Consider the following 17817-nt stretch of genomic DNA (forward strand, 5'->3'; position numbering starts at 1 on the left):
CCGTCCCCTATGCCGATTGCCGATCGTTCTCACGCTCTGCTTGGGAATGCCTCAATGGACGCTCTGCGTCTGCTCTTGGGACGCGGAGCGTCCCTGGCTGCATCCCACGCTGAGCGGGGGAACGATCATCACCACCACGTGAATGTTTAGAACTTGTAACCCAGGCCGACCATGTAGATAAACGGATCCGCATCCACGTTCACCCGTGCCCGGGTGCCCGGCGCGATGGCGTTGTTTTCCACGGTCGCACGCGTGTCGATGTCGATGTAGCGCATCTGCGCGTTGAACAGGATGTTGTCAGTCAGCATGTAATCGGCACCTACCTGCCAGGCCACGCCCCAGGAGTTTTCGGTCTTGAAGTTGCTGAAACCATTGGCGCGCGCTTCGCTGCTCAGGTGTTCGTCATACATCCAGGTGTAGTTGACGCCTGCACCGACATAGGGCTGGAACGCGGACTTGGGGTCGAGCGGGTAGTACACCAGGCTCAAGGTCGGCGGCAGTTGATTAAAACTGCCGAGTTTGCCGTTGGCTGCGCTCAGGGCAGTGCCCTTGAGTTTTACGTCATGCTCGAACGGCGTGGCCGCCAGCAATTCGATGCCAAGGTGATCGGTGATCATATAGGCGAAGTTAAGGCCCAGTTGTGTGTCGCTGCTCAGCGTCGCCTCGCCGCCCAGGTCGGCACCGCTCAATGGGCCCTGATCGACCTTGACGCTGGAACTGTCGGTATTCGGATCGACGGTGATCGCGCCTGCACGCAAGAGGATGTCGCCTTTTTCGTGAGCGTGGGCGAGCGGGGCCGCGAGCGCGAGGGCAAACAGCGAGGCGCCGAGCAAGGACTTGTTCATGGGGGCTCCAGAGGACGTTAAAAATGTTCGATGTCCAATGGTAAGTCGGCTAACGATTTGGTCTTTTGATGCAGCTCAATGAAAGTGGGATGAGATTGTTTTTTGGGGAACCTGTGAGGGCCTCTTCGCGGGCAAGCCTCGCGCCTATGGCAATTCATACAGGTAAATCTTGTCCGCCTCCATCTGGTAACCGGCATCCGCCAACTCGCTGGTGGACGCTTTTACCTGCAACGCACCTTCGATCCAGTACGGCTGATACAGCTCGTCGAGCTTCACGCCCACTTCGCTTTTGACATGCACGATCTGGTTCGACGGCGGTGGCGGTACGTGAATACAGGCGCCGAAATACGGCACCAGCAGAAACTCCGTGGTGCGACCTTCTTCACTCACTTCCAGCGGCACGATGTAGCCCGGCAAGCGAATGTTCTGCCCGTCGAGGGCCTTGACCACCGGCGCGTTGGGCATGTCCTGCTTCGCGGCCGGTGCCGATTCGGCAGCCAGTGCATCGCTCATCTTCGACAGGTCATGCAGCGGCGTCATGTTCGGCACTTCCGCGGCCGCATCCGGCGGGATCATTTCCGACCAGGTCAGCTCTTTCGGCGCAGCCGCCCACAATGGCAGGGCGACCAGCATCAACAGCGCAAAGACAGCGCGGGGCATTTCAACATCCTCATAAACGAATCGACAGGCCATCGGCCAGGGATTGGCGATAGGCGCGCCAGGCAGGCACGCTGCCCATCAGCAACGCAGCGATCAGGATGCCACCGAGTAGCGTCCATTCATATTCACTTGGCCATGCCAGTGGCAGAAACAGGCCGTAATTGGCTTGCACGTAACCCTGTGCCGCAGCGATGCCGATGTAAAGCAGCGCCACGCCGGCAACCACACCGGCCAGCGCCAAGGCAAACGCTTCCAGTACCAGCAGCGTCGCGACATGCCAAGGTCGCGCACCTACCGAACGCAGGATCGCCATCTCCCGGCGGCGTTCGTTGAGGCTGGTAAGAATCGCCGTGAGCATGCCGATCAACCCGGTCAACACCACGAACAGCGACACCACGAACAAGGCTTTTTCCGCGGTGCTCATCAAACTCCACAACTCTTGCAGCGCAACGCCCGGCAAGATCGCCAGCATCGGTTCGCCGCGGAATTCGTTGATTTCGCGCTGCAAGGCAAAGGTTGAAATCTTGCTGTTCAGGCCGAGCATGAATGCGGTGATCGCTTGGGGCGTCAGGTCCATGTTGCGCGCCTGATCGGCGCTGATCCGCCCGTTGCCCCGGGCCGGCACACCGTTGTGCCAATCAACGTGAATGGCCTCCATACCGCCGAGGCTGATGTGCAGTGTGCGGTCCACCGGGGTGCCAGTACGCTTGAGAATGCCGACCACGGTGAAGGGCTTGTCGTCATGCTTGACCAGGCTGATCACGGCCACACCGTGGGCCAGCACCAGCTTGTCGCCGAGTTTGTAGTGCAATGCGTCGGCCACTTCGGCACCGAGCACCACTTCGAACGGATCGGTGGCGAAGGCACGGCCATCGGCCAGTTCCAGGTGTTGCTGGCGGCCGTACTGGTAGTGTTCGAAGTACGCCTCGGTGGTGCCCATCACCCGATAACCGCGATGGGAGTCGCCGAGTGACATCGGGATGGCCCACTTCACTTTCGGGTTGTTGGCGAAGTGTTCGAAGCTGTCCCAGCGGATATTGTTGGTGGCGTTGCCGATGCGGAACACTGAGTACAGCAGCAGGTTGACCGAGCCGGAACGTGCGCCGACGATCAGGTCGGTGCCGCTGATGGTGCTGGCGAAACTGGCCTTGGCCTCGGTGCGCACCCGTTCCACAGCCAGCAGCAGGCACACCGACAGGGCAATGGCGAACGCGGTGAGGATCGCGGTGAAACGGCGGTTTGACAGGCTGGCCATGGCTAGACGAAACAGATACATCTCAAACCTCGAAAGACGTGGCGGCGCGATTGAGTTCGGCCAGCGACAGGTGGCGGTCGAACAGCGGCGCCAGGCTCTGGTCATGGCTGACGAACAACAGGCTCGACCCGGCTTCGCAGCATTCGGCGAACAGCAGGCGAATGAAGTTCTCCCGGGCGTCGTAGTCGAGGGCCGAGGTCGGCTCATCGGCGATCACCAGTTCCGGTTGACCGATCAGCGCGCGCGCGGCGGCCACTCGTTGTTGCTGGCCGATGGACAGGGAGTCGGCGCGGCGAGCGAGGATGTTGTCGTCCTTCAAACCCAAATGCGCGAGCAGGGTGGCGGCGGCCTGATCGATGCTGCCGTGGCGCTGTTTTGCCCGCTCGGCGCGCAGTTTGGAGAAGTGGCAGGGCAGTTCGACGTTCTCGCGCACTGACAGAAACGGCAGCAGGTTGAACTGCTGGAAAATGTAGCCGGTGTGATCGACGCGAAAGTGATCGCGGGCGCCGGCAGAGAGTGCCGTCAGCTCCTGGCCGAGCAGGCGAATGCTGCCGCGATCGGGCTTTTGCACACCGCCGAGCAGGCCGAGCAGGGTGGTCTTGCCGCTGCCGCTGGGGCCCTTGAGGAACAGGGTTTCCCCCGGTTCCAGGCGAAACGCCGGGATATCCAGCAATGGCGGATGACCGGGCCAGCTGAAGCCCAGGTCGGACAGTTCGATGAGTGCTTGGGTCATGGCGCCGATTTCATGAATGTTGATTAACCTGTGGGAGCGGGCTTGCTCGCGAAGGGGGGAGTGTCAGTCGACATCTATGTTGCATGACACACTGCCTTCGCGAGCAAGCCCGCTCCCACATTGGTTTTGCAGTGAATTCAGAATTTGAGGGCGGCAGCCTTTGCCGTCACTTCAACCCCTTGCTGCCCGCTCGGGCCGATCAGTTGTACCTGAATTTTCTGGGTCGCCGGGAATGTGTTGAAGATATTCGCCAGGTCCAGGTTTTTCAGCGCAGCGGGTGTAGTGCAGGTGAACTGGTAGCGGGCGTGGATTTCGCTGTGATCGTGGTGATGCTCGTCCTTGGCATCTTTGTCGTGATCGTCGTCGGCGTCCGGCTTGTCACCGAAGAGGGGGCTTTGCAGTTTCTGAGAAGCCACCCCACAACCGGCTGCTGTCGGCAGGTTGAACAGCGCCAGGGGTTTTTCAAGCTGACTGCGGACTGCGGCGACCTTGGCCTTGTCAGCGTCGGTGGTGGCGGCATGCTCGAATCCCACCAGATTCATCGCCGGACTTTCCAGCTCCAGCTCCAGGGTCTGGCCGTCCAGCACCGCGTTCAGGCGCCCGACGCCGTGCTCGTGGGCGCCGAGGCTGCCGTGCTCATGGTCGTGATCATGTTCGTCGGCGGCATGGGCCACAGCCAGCGGCAACATGGCAAACGGCAGGGCGAGAAGCAGGCGGCGCATGGCGAGTCTCCGAAAGACAAGATGAAAAAAATGTTATGTAATCTTATAACGTTTGTGCGCGGATTGTGACTGCCAGCTTGGCGTTGCACAAGCCCCATGGGAGCATGGGCATGAAGAAATGTTCGGGAGCTGACTCATGTTGCGAATTCGCGGAAACATCGGCGACTGGCCGGTGGATTTGACGCTGGAGATGGATGACGCCGATTGGGCGCGGCTGGGGGCGCAACTGCAGGTAGAAAAAACCGAAGTCAGTGCACCAGCGGCGAAACCGCTGAATCAAGACGATGCGCTGTGGCAGGTTGCCAGGGATTTGCTGCGCAAGGCCGGGCAATTGAGCGGGCCGGACTTGCTCGATCAACTGGAAGGGCTGGCCGGCAGTGCGGCGGCGGGCAAGCGCCTATTGGTGCGCTTGCGTCATAGTGCGGATGTAAAAGTCGAGAGCGGCGGCGATACGCCGATTTATCGCTGGCTGTAGGAGCGAGCATGCTCGCGATGGACGTAATGCTTGGCGCGTTTCTACAGACAGCACGCGTCATCGTTGACGTCCATCGCGAGCATGCTCGCTCCTACAGGACGGGGCTGTTAATACAGTGCAGCAAAGAGCTTGCGGCGGTAGGTCGTCACTAACGGATGATCGTTACCCAGCAGTTCGAACACCTGCAGCAAGGTCTTGTGCGGCAAACCTTCGCTGTAGCTGCGGTTGCGGATGAACAACTTGAGCAGGCCATCCAGCGCCGCGTCGTACTGCTGGCGCGCCAGTTGTTGCACGGCCAACTGGTAGACCGCTTCATCGTCCTGTGGGTTTTTTGCCAGGCGCGCTTTAAGGTCGGCGGCATCCGGCAAATCCTTGGCCTGGCCGAGGAACTTGATCTGCGCCTTGGCGCCGGCCAGGGCGGCCTTGTGCTCATCGCTCTTGACCGCGTCGAGTACGGCTTGCGCCTCGCCCAGCTCACCGCGCTCGGTGAGGCAGCGGGCGTAAAGAATCAGCGCCTTGGCATTGGTGTTGTCTTCGCCCAGCAGCACTTTCAGCAGGGCTTCCGCATCGGCGAAGCGGCTGTCATCGAACAAGGCCTGGGCCTGTTCGAACGGATCGGCGGCCGCCGGTGGCGGCATTTGTACATGGGGTTCGAGCAGCGCCCGCACGGCCGACTCCGGCTGCGCACCGGCAAAACCATCGACCGGCTGGCCATCCTTGAACAGCACCACGGTCGGCAGGCTACGAATACCGAAGCGGGCGACGATGTCCTGTTCGAGGTCGCAGTTGACCTTGGCCAGCAGCAGTTCGCCCTGATAGCTCTCGGCAATGGTCTGCAGCATCGGCATCAGGACCTTGCAGGGGGCACACCATTCGGCCCAGAAATCCACCAGCACCGGTTTGTGAAAAGAGTTCTCGATCACCGACTGGTCGAAATCGGCAGTCGTGGCGTCGAAGATGTACGGCGTTTGCTGACTCATGGGGGATCTCTTGGAAGCGTGAATGTGCTCACTATAAGGGCTGGCGCAAAAGATCGCAGCCTTCGGCAGCTCCTACAGGATCGGGTTTACACACGGTCAATGTAGGAGCTGCCGAAGGCTGCGATCTTTTAACGGTTTGCGTGGTAGAGGCTCACATGCCGAAACTCTTCGGGTTCACACAGATCCGGCAAGGTCATGGCCTCCAGCATTTCAATGCGCCGGTACAGCGGATGACGAAAATCGCGCACCCGCGAGTCCGCCACCAGCGCTTCGCGGCCACGACTGAGGAACTCATCGAGCAGCGGCAAATTCGCCCGGTCGTACAGCACATCCGCCACCAGGATCAGGTCAAAACGGTCGTCTTCGGCGAAAAAGTCCGTCGAGTAAGTGAGCGCTACGTTATTGAGTTCGGCATTCGCCCGACAGGCGGCAATCGCCAGCGGGTCAAGGTCGCAGGCCACTACTTCCAGCGCCCCCGCCTTGACCGCGGCAATCCCCGCGACCCCGGAGCCGGCACCGAAATCCAACACCCTTTTGCCTTCGACCCAATGCCGGTTCTGCGCCAGATACCGAGCCACGGCCAGACCGCTGGCCCAGCAAAAACTCCAGTACGGCGGCTCATGCAGAATGCGGCGGGTCTCTTCCGGGCTGAAGGCGCGGTCCATGTTGTCGCCATCGATCAGCCACAGCTTCAGATCAGTCTCCGGCAGCCCGCAGGCGACCAGTCGCGCATCGCCGAGCAATTCACCCAACGCCTGTTGCAGGTCCAGCGGCGTCTTCATGGCGCTTTGACAAATTGCAGCTGGCCCAGCGCCTGGGTGGTCGGCTGATAGATCCGCTGTGACGGCAGGTGCAGGATCAGTTGGCCGGACTGGCTGGCGCGGCCGCGCAGTTCAACGCGGGCACCGGCCGGGAACGATTCTGGATTGAAGCGCAGATGAAACGGCAATGCCTGGTTGGTGCCGATCAGGTTGGAACTGGCGAGCAATTGTTGCGGACGGTCCTTGTCGTCGATCACCAGCAGGGCCAGCTCGACTTCGGCGCCATCCGGGATGCCTTGCAGGGTGCCGCTCAATTCACGTTGATGGGCCGGCAAAGGCCCGAGGTTGGCCGACTCTCGGGCTTTTTTCTGCGCTTGTTGTGGCGCCGGGCCAGGCGTTGGCGGCTGGGGGGCATCGCTGCTGCAAGCCACCAACAGGCTGAAAAGGCTGAGCAAAACGAGCGGTCGTAACGGCATTGGCAGCTCCGGAAGGGTGAAATCCATGGATCCAGTGATCATCCCGTCTGTATACCGCAAACCCTATGTCTTGTCTTGCCACCCGGATGCGCTACCATGGCCCTCCCTTTTTTTGTTGCCTGCCACCATGCACTGTCCCTTCTGCGGTGCCAACGACACCAAGGTCATCGACTCGCGTCTGGTCGCCGAGGGCGAACAGGTACGCCGCCGGCGCGAATGCCTGGCCTGCGGCGAACGTTTCACGACGTTCGAAACCGCTGAACTGGTGTTGCCGCGCCTGATCAAAACCGACGGCAGTCGCCAGCCGTTCGACGAAGAAAAACTCCGCGCCGGCATGCAGCGTGCGTTGGAGAAGCGCCCGGTGAGTGTCGAGCGCCTCGAATCGTCGCTGGTGCACATCAAACACAAACTGCGCGCCACTGGCGAACGCGAGGTCAAGTCCCTCGTGGTCGGTGAGCTGGTGATGGCCGAGCTGCAAAAGCTCGACGAAGTCGCCTACATCCGCTTCGCCTCGGTGTATCGCCGCTTCCAGGACCTCAATGAGTTCCGCGAAGAAATCGATCGCCTGGCCCGGGAACCGGTGAAAGAATGACCACGCCAGCAGAACTTGCCATCCTCGACGCCCATTACATGGCCCGCGCGCTGGAACTCGCGCGCAAAGGGCATTACACGACACACCCCAACCCGAGGGTCGGCTGCGTGATCGTGCGTGACGGGCAGATCGTCGGCGAAGGCTGGCACGAGCGCGCCGGTGAACCCCACGCCGAAGTCCACGCCTTGCGTGCCGCCGGTGAGCTGGCCCGTGGCGCCACCGCCTACGTGACCCTCGAACCCTGCAGTCACCACGGTCGCACGCCTCCGTGCGCCGATGCGTTGGTGAACGCCGGTGTGGCGCGGGTCGTGGCGGCGATGCAGGACCCGAACCCGGAAGTGGCCGGACGTGGCCTGCAACGCCTGGCCCAGGCCGGCATCGCCACTGAAAGCGGTGTGCTGGAAGGTGAGGCGCGCAAGCTCAATCAGGGCTTCCTCAAGCGCATGGAACATGGCTTGCCGTTCGTGCGGGTCAAGTTGGCCATGAGCCTGGACGGTCGCACGGCGATGGAAAGCGGCGAAAGCCAATGGATCACCGGGCCCGCGGCACGTTCGGCGGTACAACGCCTGCGTGCCCAGGCCAGTGTGGTGCTGACCGGTGCCGACACCGTGCTGGCAGACAACGCCCGCTTGACCGTGCGCGCCAATGAGCTGGGCCTGGATGCCGATCAAACCGCTTTGGTCATGAGCCGTCCGCCGCTACGCGTACTGGTCGACGGGCGTCTGCGCGTACCGTTGGATGCCCCGTTCTTCAAGGCCGGCCCGGCGCTGGTCGCCACCTGTGTAGCGGTGGAAGAGCAATACGCCAATGGTCCGGAATGCTTGATCGTGCCTGGCTATGACGGTCAGGTCGATCTGCGCCAGCTACTGGTCGAACTCGCCCACCGTGGCGTCAACGAGGTGCTGGTAGAGGCCGGTCCACGGCTGGCCGGTGCTTTCGCTCAACTCGGTTTGGTGGATGAGTTCCAGATTTTCATTGCCGGCAAGTTCTTGGGCTCTTCGGCACGACCGCTGCTGGACTGGCCGCTCGCGCAGATGAAGGATGCACCCGAGCTCAAAATCACCGAAATTCGCGCGGTGGGCGATGACTGGCGAGTCACCGCCATTCCTTCACCGGCAGCGAGCGTATAATTTCCGGCCATCGCTATAGCGCTGGCTCTGTTCTCGAGGAGAACCCCATGTTCACCGGCATCATCGAATCCATCGGCAGTATTCGTGCATTGACCCCAAAAGGCGGAGATGTGCGGGTGCATGTAGAAACCGGCAAGCTCGACCTGAGCGACGTCAAACTGGGCGACAGCATCGCGGTCAACGGCGTATGCCTGACCGCCGTTGAACTGCCGGGCAACGGCTTTGCAGCTGACGTCAGTCGCGAAACCCTCGACTGCACCGCCATGAATGACCTCAAGAGCGGCAGCCCGGTCAATCTGGAAAAAGCCCTGACTCCGACTACACGCCTGGGCGGGCACCTGGTCAGTGGCCACGTCGACGGCGTGGGCGAAGTCGTTGCCCGTACCGAGAACGCGCGTGCCGTGGAGTTCCGCATCCGCGCGCCGAAGGACCTGGCCAAGTACATCGCCCATAAAGGCTCGATCACCGTCGACGGCACCAGCCTGACCGTGAACGCGGTCGATGGCGCCGAGTTCCTGCTGACGATCATTCCGCACACCCTGAGCGAAACCATCATGGCGTCGTACCAGCCAGGTCGCCGGGTGAACCTGGAAGTGGACTTGCTGGCCCGTTACCTGGAGCGTCTGCTGCTGGGCGACAAGGCCGCTGAGCCAACTACCGGCAGCAACATTACCGAAAGCTTTCTCGCCGCCAACGGCTACCTCAAATCCTGAAACTCAATTTCTAAAAGAATGGGGGTGCCTTGTGGCGCTCAATAGCATCGAAGAACTGGTTGAAGACATCCGCCAAGGCAAGATGGTCATCCTCATGGATGACGAAGACCGCGAGAACGAAGGCGACCTGATCATGGCCGCCGAGTGCTGTCAGGCCGAACACATCAACTTCATGGCCAAGCACGCCCGTGGCCTGATCTGCATGCCGATGACCCGCGAGCGCTGTGAACTGCTCAAGCTGCCACTGATGGCCCCACGCAACGGCTCCGGTTTCGGCACCAAGTTCACCGTATCGATCGAAGCGGCCACAGGCGTCACCACCGGTATCTCTGCCGCCGACCGTGCGCGCACCGTGCAAGCGGCTGCCGCCCGTGATGCCAAGGCTGAAGACATCGTCAGCCCCGGCCACATTTTCCCGCTGATGGCCCAGGCCGGCGGCACCCTGGCCCGCGCCGGCCACACTGAAGCCGCGTGCGATCTGGCGCGCATGGCCGGTTTCGAGCCGAGCGGGGTGATCTGCGAAGTGATGAACGACGACGGCACCATGTCCCGTCGTGCCGAACTGGAAGCCTTTGCGGCTGAACACAATATCAAGATCGGCACCATCGCCGACCTGATTCACTACCGGATGATCCACGAACGTACCGTTCAGCGGATTGCCGAGCAGCCTCTGGACAGCGAACTGGGCCAATTCAACCTGGTGACCTATCGTGATTCCGTGGAAGGTGACGTGCACATGGCCCTGACCTTGGGCAATGTCTGCGCCGAAGAACCGACCCTGGTGCGCGTGCACAATATGGACCCGCTGCGCGACCTGCTGATGGTCAAGCAGCCGGGCCGCTGGAGCCTGCGCGCCGCCATGTCCGCGGTTGCCGAGGCCGGCAGCGGCGTGGTGCTGTTGCTCGGACACCCGCTCGATGGCGACGTGTTACTGGCGCATATCCGCGAAACCGCAGACCACGCGGCGGTGAAAAAACCGACCACCTACAGCACCGTGGGAGCCGGTTCGCAGATCCTGCGCGACCTCGGCGTACGCAAAATGCGCTTGATGTCGGCACCGATGAAATTTAATGCGATATCCGGTTTCGATCTGGAAGTTGTAGAATACGTGCCCTCCGAATAATGACCGGTTGTTTCCGGCCTTGAATTCGCGGTTCAAATATCACCGAGGGGCGCGTACGAGACGCGTCCCGGCTCTTTAAGAGATCTATCGAATGACCCTGAAGACCATCGAAGGTACCTTCATCGCCCCTAAAGGCCGCTATGCTTTGGTAGTAGGCCGTTTCAACAGTTTCGTCGTTGAAAGCCTGGTCAGCGGTGCTGTTGATGCCCTGGTTCGCCATGGCGTGAGCGAAAGCGACATCACCATCATCCGCGCCCCTGGCGCCTTCGAAATTCCGCTGGTTGCGCAGAAAGTCGCTCAGAAGGGCGAGTTCGCGGCAATCATCGCCCTGGGCGCGGTCATTCGTGGCGGTACTCCGCACTTCGAATACGTGGCTGGCGAGTGCACCAAGGGCCTGGCCCAGGTGTCCATGGAGTTCGGCGTACCGGTCGCTTTCGGCGTCCTGACCGTCGATTCCATCGAGCAAGCCATTGAACGTTCCGGCACCAAGGCCGGGAACAAAGGTGCCGAAGCTGCCCTGTCCGCTCTGGAAATGGTCAGCCTGCTGGCGCAGTTGGAGGCCAAGTGATTAGCGACGAAAGCGATCGTTTCAACCCGCGCGATCCAAAACCTGCGGATGCTGGCAAGCCATCGAAAAGCGTCAAGCGTCGCGAAGCCCGTCAGCTCGCGACTCAGGCGCTGTACCAATGGCACATGGCCAAGCAATCGCTGAACGAGATCGAAGCGCAGTTCCGGGTCGATAACGATTTCACCGATGTCGATGGTGCGTATTTCCGCGAAATCCTGCACGGGGTTCCGCAGTTCAAGACCGAAATCGACACCGCGCTCAAGCCTTGCCTGGACTTGACCATCGAAGAGCTGGACCCGGTTGAACTGGCGGTTCTGCGTCTGTCCACCTGGGAGTTGCTCAAGCGCGTCGACGTACCGTATCGCGTTGTGATCAACGAAGGCATCGAACTGGCCAAGGTCTTCGGTTCTACCGATGGCCACAAGTTCGTCAACGGTGTGCTCGACAAGCTGGCCCCGCGTCTGCGTGAAGCTGAAGTGAAGGCGTTCAAGCGCTGATTGGCGCTTGGAATGTCGACACGAAGCCATGGGCGAGTTTGAGCTGATCCGCAATTTCTTCGCCGCCGCGCCCTGTGCGCAGGGCGGCGAAGGCGTTGCCCTCGGAATTGGCGATGACTGCGCCTTGCTGGCTGTCCCTCCCGGGGAGCAGTTGGCGATTTCTACCGATACCCTGGTGGCCGGCGTACATTTCGCCGACCCCTGCGATCCATTCCTGCTCGGTCAGCGCTCGCTGGCCGTGGCGGTGAGCGACTTGGCTGCCATGGGCGCCACGCCCGTTGCCTTTACCCTTGCCCTGACTTTGCCGACGGTGACCGCCGATTGGTTGCAGGCCTATGCCCGTGGTTTGAACCTTATGGCTTCGAGCTGCGGCGTGGCGCTGGTGGGCGGCGATACCACCCGCGGGCCGCTGAGCCTGACCATGACGGTGTTCGGGCGCGTGCCGGGCGGTTTGGCCCTGACCCGCAGCGGTGCGCGGCCGGGCGACCTGCTGTGTGTGGGCGGCGACCTTGGCAATGCCGCCGGTGCCTTGCCATTGGTGCTCGGCCAGCGCACGGCCCAAGCGCGCATTGCCGAGCCGCTGCTGGCGCATTACTGGTCGCCGCAACCGCAGCTTGGATTGGGGCAGGCGCTGCGTGGCAAGGCCACTTCGGCCATGGATATCTCCGATGGTCTGCTCGCGGATTGCGGGCATATCGCGCTGGCCTCGAAGGTCGGCATCGAAGTCGAGCGGGATCGCTTGCCGCTGTCGCAAAGCCTGGTCGATTTTCTTGGACTGGCGCACGCACAGGTTGCGGCCCTGAGTGGCGGCGACGACTACGTACTGGCTTTCACCTTACCGTCTGTCGAATTGCCGCTGTTGCTGGCCGACGGCTGGCCGATCCATGTGGTCGGGCGGGTGGTAGCAGGGCAGGGCGTGACGCTGCTGGACGCCGACGGCAAGGACATCACCCCGCAAACCCGGGGCTACCAACATTTTCGGGAGACACCGTGACAGATCACCCCAATCAGGTTCCGGCGGAGTTCGTACCGCCATCGGTCTGGCGCAATCCCTGGCATTTCCTGGCGTTTGGCTTTGGCTCCGGCACCTTGCCAAAGGCTCCGGGCACCTGGGGGTCGCTGGTTGCGCTACCCTTTATCCCGCTATGGCAGATGTTGCCCGACTGGGGCTACTGGTTGATGCTGGGCATTACCATGCTGTTCGGCTTCTGGCTGTGCGGCAAGGTGGCCGATGATTTACGGGTACACGACCACGAAGGTATCGTCTGGGACGAGATGGTCGGAATGTGGATCACCCTGTGGCTGGTGCCGGAAGGTTGGCAGTGGCTGCTGGCAGGATTTTTGATGTTTCGCTTCTTCGACATCCTCAAGCCGTGGCCGATTCACTGGGTTGACCGGCATGTGCACGGAGGCGTTGGCATCATGCTCGATGACGTGTTGGCTGGAGTGTTTGCGTGGTTGGCGATGCAGGGGCTGGTATGGATTTTCGCCTGAGGGATTAATTGGGAGAACTAGGGATGGCTCGACGCTGGTGGGTAGCGATGGTGATGGTGCTGTTCGGTGCGCTGGTCCAGGCGGAGGAGGCAATCACCGCGCCGTCCGTGATTCATCTGGCCAGCGAAGACTGGGAAGACTATACCGCTGCCGACGGCCACGGCCTCGGCTGGGACGTGTTGCGCAAAGTCTTCGAGCCGGCGGGGGTCAAGCTGGACATCCGCAGCGAACCCTATGTGCGCTCGATGGGACTGGCCGAGCGGGGTGAAGTCGATGCATGTGTCGGTTCCTACCATGAAGAATCCAGCGATGTGCTTTATCCGCACTGGAACTTCGATACCGACCATATCTACGCCCTGGGCCTGGCCAGCAGCCCGCAACCGACCCCACAAACCCTGGGTAATTACCGTCTGGCGTGGGTGCGTGGCTACGATTATCAACATTATCTGCCTAATGTCCGCCGCTACAACGAAGTACTACGTCGTACCGGCATCGTTTCGATGCTGACGCAGAACCGCGCCGACTTCTACATAGACGCACTGACCGAAGTCGATTGGGTGCTCAGTCGGGCGAAGGATCCTTCGCAGTTTCGCCGCACGCATATCGCCGAATTACCGTTGTACCTGTGCTTTGCCAAGACCCCGGCGGCCCGCAGCCTGATGGCGTTGTTCGACCAACGCATGGCGCAGTTGGTTAAAAGCGGCGAGCTCAGACCGATCTTCGAACGCTGGAAGCAACCCTACCCGTTCGATGAGGAATAACCTGTAGGAGCTGCCGCAGGCTGCGATCTTTTGATCTTAAAATACAAAATCAAAAGATCGCAGCCTGCGGCAGCTTCTACAGAGATCAAACTTTTTGATAATTATGGCCGATAATTCAGCCTAAGCGTCGGTTGGAACCTGCTGTTACAATGCCGGCCTGCGAATCTTCAGACTTTTAGATCAGGAGCACACCGGTGCCTGTCGTTTTTGTCGCCGCTTCCAAGCTGCCAACGCCTTTTGCGCAATTCATCATGCACGGCTTTCTCGATGAGGCCACCGGCCGCGAGCACGTCGTGCTGAGCCTGGGTGAGATCGCCGATGGTGCCCCGGTACTCGGTCGGTTGCACTCCGAGTGCCTGACGGGCGACGCCTTGTTCAGCCAGCGTTGCGACTGCGGCTCGCAACTTGAGGCTGCGCTGCAGGCCATCGCTCGTGAAGGTCGGGGCGTATTGCTGTATTTGCGCCAGGAAGGCCGTGGCATTGGCCTGCTGAACAAGATCCGCGCCTATGAGCTGCAGGACGGCGGTGCCGACACCGTTGAGGCCAACGAGCGCCTGGGCTTTGCCGCCGACCAGCGCGATTACGCCATGTGCCTGCCGATGCTTGAGCACCTGGGGGTGAAATCCCTGCGCCTGATGACCAACAACCCACGCAAGGTCAAAGCCTTGACCGACATGGGCATCGCGGTTGCCGAGCGCGTGCCGCTGCACACGGGTCACAATCCGCACAACAAACTCTACCTGGCAACCAAGGCCAGCAAACTCGACCATATGATGGGCAATGAACATCAGGGCGAGGTAGACCGGGCGTGACCCGCGGCCAGGTACGGCGGCGGCTGTCCGTCAATTGGTGGCAATACCTGGCGTTGGCCTTGTTGCCGCTGTTCGTGATCAACGCAGTGTTCGGCCAGGGTGAAGCCATACTGCCGGTGCTGGCAATGCCGTTGTTCATCGCCGGTGTCGCCTCGATGTTTGTCAGCCTGAAGTTTTTTGGCGGCTATAAACATGCGTTGATCGCCACCCAGAAAGCCCTCGATACCCCTGAAGAGCCTGATGCATGGATCCGTTTGGCGGCCAAGCGGCGCACGGCGTTCCTCGCGGCTGGCTTGCCGGCCTGGATCGGTGCATTGGCGGTGTTTGTCGGTCTCGAAGCGGTGCCGCTGATGCTGCTGGCGCTGTCGACCGCGGTGCTGTTCTACCTCTACCGAATTCCACGTCAGCTCGGTTGATGCGCCCTGTCTGGCTGGCGGTTTTGCTGCTGGTGATCAGCGGCTCGGCCATGGCGGTGGAGCGGGTTGTCAGCCTCGCTCCGTCCCTCACTGAGATGGTCGTCGAACTGGGTTCGGCCGACTTGCTGGTCGGCGTGCTGGATGTCGGTGAGCGTCCCGCCGAACTCAAGGATTTGCCCTCCGTGGGGCGCTACGGTCAGCTGGACATGGAGCGTTTGCTCAGCCTCAAGCCTGATTTGTTGCTGCTCTGGCCTGGCAGTGTCGGCCCGGCCCAGCGTGAACAACTCAAGCGCTTGAACATCCCGACCTACGTCGCTGAACCGCATGATTTCGCGCAACTCACCTCACAGATCGAAGCCATTGCCTCGCATCTCGGGCGGCCTGAGCGTGGGGCGGTATTGGCCAACGATTTGCGTCAGCGCCTGGCGCAGCTGCGTCAACGCTATCGGCGGGAGCATCCGTTGCGTGTGTTCTATCAAGTCTGGGATAAGCCGCTATACACCGTGGGCGGAGGGCAGATCATCAGCGCTGCGCTTGAAGTCTGTGGGGCGCAAAACGTCTTCGGCGACCAGGCACTCCCGGCGCCGCAGATCAGTGTCGAAGCGGTCCTGCAGCGCGATCCCGAGGTGATTCTGGCCGGTGATCAGGCGCAACTTGATGCGTGGAAGGCTTGGCCGCAGGTGGCGGCGGTGCGGCAGGGGCAGTTGCGGCTGGTTACGGACAAGGGCCTGGAGCGGCCGAGCGGGCAGATGGTCGAGGCGACGGCCAAGTTGTGCCGCGAGATTGCACCTGACCGCTGAGACCGAGGTGCGGCCTTCGCGGGCTTGCTCGCGAAGAGGCTAGCCCAGAGACCATCAGAGCTCCGGGGTCCAAGTCACCCCAAACACCCACGCCCGACCTTCCTCGCGATATCCGTACTGGCTGCCTTCATGGCTGTACAGTGCCCGGCTGTAACCCTTGTCCAGCAGGTTGTCGACCTTAAGCTCCAGGCTGATCTCTCGATTGAGTGCCCAACTGCTGCGCAACCCCAGCAACCCATAACCACCCAATGGCTGTTGATTGTTCAGGTCGTCATAGCTGCTGCTAACAGCTTGCCAACTGGCGCCCAGGCCCAGACGGTCGAACTGTCGATCCAGATCCCAGCTCAATGTGCGACGTGCGCGACGGGCCAGGGTATGCCCCGTATCGCGGTCACGCGGGTCGATAATCGCCACGCCGAGGTTGCTCTGCCAGCCGAACAGTTCCTGTCTTAATGTCGCTTCAAAGCCGTTGATGCGTGCCGACGCCACGTTCTCTGGCCGTGAGTTGCTGCCGAAGATGATCGCGTCTTCGAGGTCCGTACGGTACAGCGAGGCCTCCAGGCGACTGCTCTCGGTCAATTGGCTGCGCCATTGCAGTTCATAGCTTTTCGAGGTCTCGGGTTTAAGGTCCGGGTTGCTGAAGTCGGGGTAGTACAGGTCGTTGAAGGTCGGCGCACGGAAACCTTCGCTGTAGGTCAGCAGCACGTCGTTGTCGGGGTTTAGCGGCAGGGTGAAGGTGCCGCTCCAGCTGTTCTGGCCGCCGAACTGTTGGTTCTGGTCGCGGCGCAGACCCAGTTCGGTGGAGAAGCTATCGGCCTGGTAGCGATGCTGGACAAATGCTGCACGGTTCCAGCGACTGTCCTCGTCGAACGGCGTGCTGCTGTTGACGCGGTCTTCGTACCAGTCGCCGCCGAGGATCAGGCTGTTGCGCTGGTTGAGTGTCAGGTCGTTCTGCCAGTTCACCGAGTCACGGTAGGTATTGAACACGCTGCGCTCATCGCTGAGCTTGTCGAACGTCTTCTCGCGGTTTTCGCTGTGGCCGAACTCGACGCGGGTTTTCCACAGGTCGTTGACCCGTGCGTCGATGTAGCTGCTGACACTGCTCACATCGAATTCGTTGTAGGGCTGCTGCTGGACTGACTCGAACGTGTTCAGGTCGAAGCGACCGAACGGATTGTCGAATTCGCTTTTACCACCGTTATCCAGCAGGTTGGCGCCGATCTCGACGTCGTCGTTGAGGGCGTGACTCACGCTCAGGCTCAGGGATTTGTTGCGGTAGGCGTCGTGATCACTGTCGCTGGGATACGACTCATGGGTGCGATCGATCCCGGCGGTTTCATCCAGGCTGGCGCCGAGGTTGAAGCGGGTCTGCTCATCGCCCCCAGACAAGCCGAGGCTACGCTCCCAGGTCTGGTTGCTGCCAAACCCCATATGCAGCCTGGGTTGCAGGCCGGGGTCGCTGCCACGCCGAGTGAAGATCTGGATCACCCCGCCAATCGCATCGCTGCCGTAGATCACCGAACGGGAGCCGCGCAGCACTTCCACGCGCTCGACCTGGTCGATGTTGATGTGTTGCAGGTTGCTGTCGCCGGAGGACGAGTTGCCGATCCGCTGGCCGTCCACCAGCACCAGGCTCTGGGCCGACTGCGTGCCGCGAATGTAAATTCCCGGCAGGCTTCCGCGCCCGCCGGTTTGTGCCACTTGCACCCCCGGTACACGGCGCAGCAGGTCAGTGACGCTGTTGGGTTGCAACCGGTCGATGTCTTCGCGGGTGAAGACCGTGTTGGCGGCGCTGCTGTCGTTGCGCGCCTCGACCTGGCGGTTGGCGCTGATCAGTACGTCGGGCAGCTTCAGGGCCTGGTCGCGCTCGAAGGTGTCGGCCAGCACTGGGTAGGCTGGCAGCAGGGTCAGCGTCAGGGCGAGGGGGGAGAGTTTCATCGACAGTCCGTTGGTGCTTGAGGTGTACACAATTTTGATAGCGCCACAAACCACTGTGGGAGCGGG

General features: G+C 61.4%; 22 protein-coding genes. 13 read left to right on the forward strand and 9 right to left on the reverse strand.

Going from position 1 to position 17817, the window contains the following annotated elements; all coding sequences use genetic code 11:
• Nucleotides 1-146 precede the first annotated feature (146 nt).
• The 5 genes from PG5_RS06300 to PG5_RS06320 form a co-directional block, all read right to left on the reverse strand.
• A complete protein-coding gene (locus tag PG5_RS06300) occupies nucleotides 147-845 on the reverse strand; it encodes an OmpW family protein (RefSeq protein ID WP_020796267.1) in 699 nt (232 codons plus the stop codon).
• 144 nt (nucleotides 846-989) lie between these two features.
• On the reverse strand, nucleotides 990-1505 hold the full coding sequence (locus PG5_RS06305) for a DUF3299 domain-containing protein (RefSeq protein ID WP_020796268.1): 516 nt from the start codon (nucleotides 1503-1505) through the stop codon (nucleotides 990-992).
• A gap of 10 nt (nucleotides 1506-1515) precedes the next feature.
• Nucleotides 1516-2781: an ABC transporter permease gene (locus PG5_RS06310; RefSeq protein WP_020796269.1), complete on the reverse strand. Its 1266-nt coding sequence runs from the start codon at nucleotides 2779-2781 to the stop codon at nucleotides 1516-1518.
• 1 nt (nucleotide 2782) lies between these two features.
• A complete protein-coding gene (locus PG5_RS06315; protein ID WP_020796270.1) occupies nucleotides 2783-3493 on the reverse strand; it encodes an ABC transporter ATP-binding protein in 711 nt (236 codons plus the stop codon).
• A gap of 137 nt (nucleotides 3494-3630) precedes the next feature.
• Nucleotides 3631-4215: a DUF2796 domain-containing protein gene (locus PG5_RS06320; RefSeq protein ID WP_020796271.1), complete on the reverse strand. Its 585-nt coding sequence runs from the start codon at nucleotides 4213-4215 to the stop codon at nucleotides 3631-3633.
• Between the two features lie 136 nt (nucleotides 4216-4351).
• Here PG5_RS06320 and PG5_RS06325 point away from each other — a divergent pair, with 136 nt between their 5' ends.
• The gene (locus tag PG5_RS06325; protein ID WP_020796272.1) at nucleotides 4352-4690 is read left to right on the forward strand and encodes a hypothetical protein; all 339 of its coding nucleotides are present in this window, start codon (nucleotides 4352-4354) and stop codon (nucleotides 4688-4690) included.
• A gap of 107 nt (nucleotides 4691-4797) precedes the next feature.
• Here the strand turns inward: PG5_RS06325 and trxA are convergent, their stop codons facing one another.
• The 3 genes from trxA to PG5_RS06340 form a co-directional block, all read right to left on the reverse strand.
• Entirely contained in the window at nucleotides 4798-5670 is an 873-nt protein-coding gene (trxA, locus tag PG5_RS06330) for a thioredoxin (RefSeq protein ID WP_008065763.1), read from the reverse strand.
• Between the two features lie 128 nt (nucleotides 5671-5798).
• Nucleotides 5799-6452 carry a methyltransferase gene (locus PG5_RS06335; protein WP_020796273.1) on the reverse strand — a complete coding sequence of 218 codons (654 nt, stop codon included), beginning with the start codon at nucleotides 6450-6452 and terminating at the stop codon, nucleotides 5799-5801.
• Entirely contained in the window at nucleotides 6449-6907 is a 459-nt protein-coding gene (locus PG5_RS06340) for a YbaY family lipoprotein (RefSeq protein WP_020796274.1), read from the reverse strand. Before PG5_RS06340 ends, PG5_RS06335 begins: the two co-directional genes overlap by 4 nt.
• A gap of 127 nt (nucleotides 6908-7034) precedes the next feature.
• Here PG5_RS06340 and nrdR point away from each other — a divergent pair, with 127 nt between their 5' ends.
• From nrdR to PG5_RS06400, 12 genes are all read left to right on the forward strand, one after another.
• A complete protein-coding gene (nrdR, locus tag PG5_RS06345; RefSeq protein WP_003228656.1) occupies nucleotides 7035-7499 on the forward strand; it encodes a transcriptional regulator NrdR in 465 nt (154 codons plus the stop codon).
• Complete coding sequence (gene ribD / locus PG5_RS06350) at nucleotides 7496-8629, forward strand: bifunctional diaminohydroxyphosphoribosylaminopyrimidine deaminase/5-amino-6-(5-phosphoribosylamino)uracil reductase RibD (protein ID WP_020796276.1); 1134 nt, start codon at nucleotides 7496-7498, stop codon at nucleotides 8627-8629. The genes nrdR and ribD overlap by 4 nt, the downstream gene beginning before the upstream one ends.
• 47 nt (nucleotides 8630-8676) lie before the next feature.
• A complete protein-coding gene (locus PG5_RS06355) occupies nucleotides 8677-9342 on the forward strand; it encodes a riboflavin synthase (protein WP_020796277.1) in 666 nt (221 codons plus the stop codon).
• A gap of 31 nt (nucleotides 9343-9373) precedes the next feature.
• Nucleotides 9374-10465, forward strand: coding sequence for a bifunctional 3,4-dihydroxy-2-butanone-4-phosphate synthase/GTP cyclohydrolase II (gene ribBA, locus PG5_RS06360; protein ID WP_020796278.1), 1092 nt, complete (start codon nucleotides 9374-9376; stop codon nucleotides 10463-10465).
• Nucleotides 10466-10556: 91 nt separating this feature from the next.
• Complete coding sequence (gene ribE / locus PG5_RS06365) at nucleotides 10557-11033, forward strand: 6,7-dimethyl-8-ribityllumazine synthase (protein WP_003228649.1); 477 nt, start codon at nucleotides 10557-10559, stop codon at nucleotides 11031-11033.
• On the forward strand, nucleotides 11030-11530 hold the full coding sequence (gene nusB / locus PG5_RS06370; RefSeq protein WP_008000432.1) for a transcription antitermination factor NusB: 501 nt from the start codon (nucleotides 11030-11032) through the stop codon (nucleotides 11528-11530). Before ribE ends, nusB begins: the two co-directional genes overlap by 4 nt.
• Before the next feature lie 28 nt (nucleotides 11531-11558).
• Entirely contained in the window at nucleotides 11559-12524 is a 966-nt protein-coding gene (gene thiL, locus PG5_RS06375; protein ID WP_020796279.1) for a thiamine-phosphate kinase, read from the forward strand.
• Nucleotides 12521-13024 carry a phosphatidylglycerophosphatase A gene (locus PG5_RS06380; protein WP_020796280.1) on the forward strand — a complete coding sequence of 168 codons (504 nt, stop codon included), beginning with the start codon at nucleotides 12521-12523 and terminating at the stop codon, nucleotides 13022-13024. The genes thiL and PG5_RS06380 overlap by 4 nt, the downstream gene beginning before the upstream one ends.
• Nucleotides 13025-13047: 23 nt before the next feature.
• A complete protein-coding gene (locus PG5_RS06385; RefSeq protein WP_033044775.1) occupies nucleotides 13048-13785 on the forward strand; it encodes an ABC transporter substrate-binding protein in 738 nt (245 codons plus the stop codon).
• Between the two features lie 194 nt (nucleotides 13786-13979).
• Nucleotides 13980-14597: a GTP cyclohydrolase II gene (ribA, locus tag PG5_RS06390; protein ID WP_008059515.1), complete on the forward strand. Its 618-nt coding sequence runs from the start codon at nucleotides 13980-13982 to the stop codon at nucleotides 14595-14597.
• A complete protein-coding gene (locus tag PG5_RS06395; protein ID WP_020796282.1) occupies nucleotides 14594-15013 on the forward strand; it encodes a hypothetical protein in 420 nt (139 codons plus the stop codon). Before ribA ends, PG5_RS06395 begins: the two co-directional genes overlap by 4 nt.
• The gene (locus PG5_RS06400; protein WP_020796283.1) at nucleotides 15013-15813 is read left to right on the forward strand and encodes a cobalamin-binding protein; all 801 of its coding nucleotides are present in this window, start codon (nucleotides 15013-15015) and stop codon (nucleotides 15811-15813) included. Before PG5_RS06395 ends, PG5_RS06400 begins: the two co-directional genes overlap by 1 nt.
• Nucleotides 15814-15867: 54 nt before the next feature.
• Here the strand turns inward: PG5_RS06400 and PG5_RS06405 are convergent, their stop codons facing one another.
• Nucleotides 15868-17751, reverse strand: coding sequence for a TonB-dependent receptor domain-containing protein (locus tag PG5_RS06405; RefSeq protein WP_020796284.1), 1884 nt, complete (start codon nucleotides 17749-17751; stop codon nucleotides 15868-15870).
• Nucleotides 17752-17817: the final 66 nt, after the last annotated feature.

It is taken from the genome of Pseudomonas sp. G5(2012) (assembly GCF_000408945.1).
GTDB classification, from domain to species: domain Bacteria; phylum Pseudomonadota; class Gammaproteobacteria; order Pseudomonadales; family Pseudomonadaceae; genus Aquipseudomonas; species Aquipseudomonas umsongensis.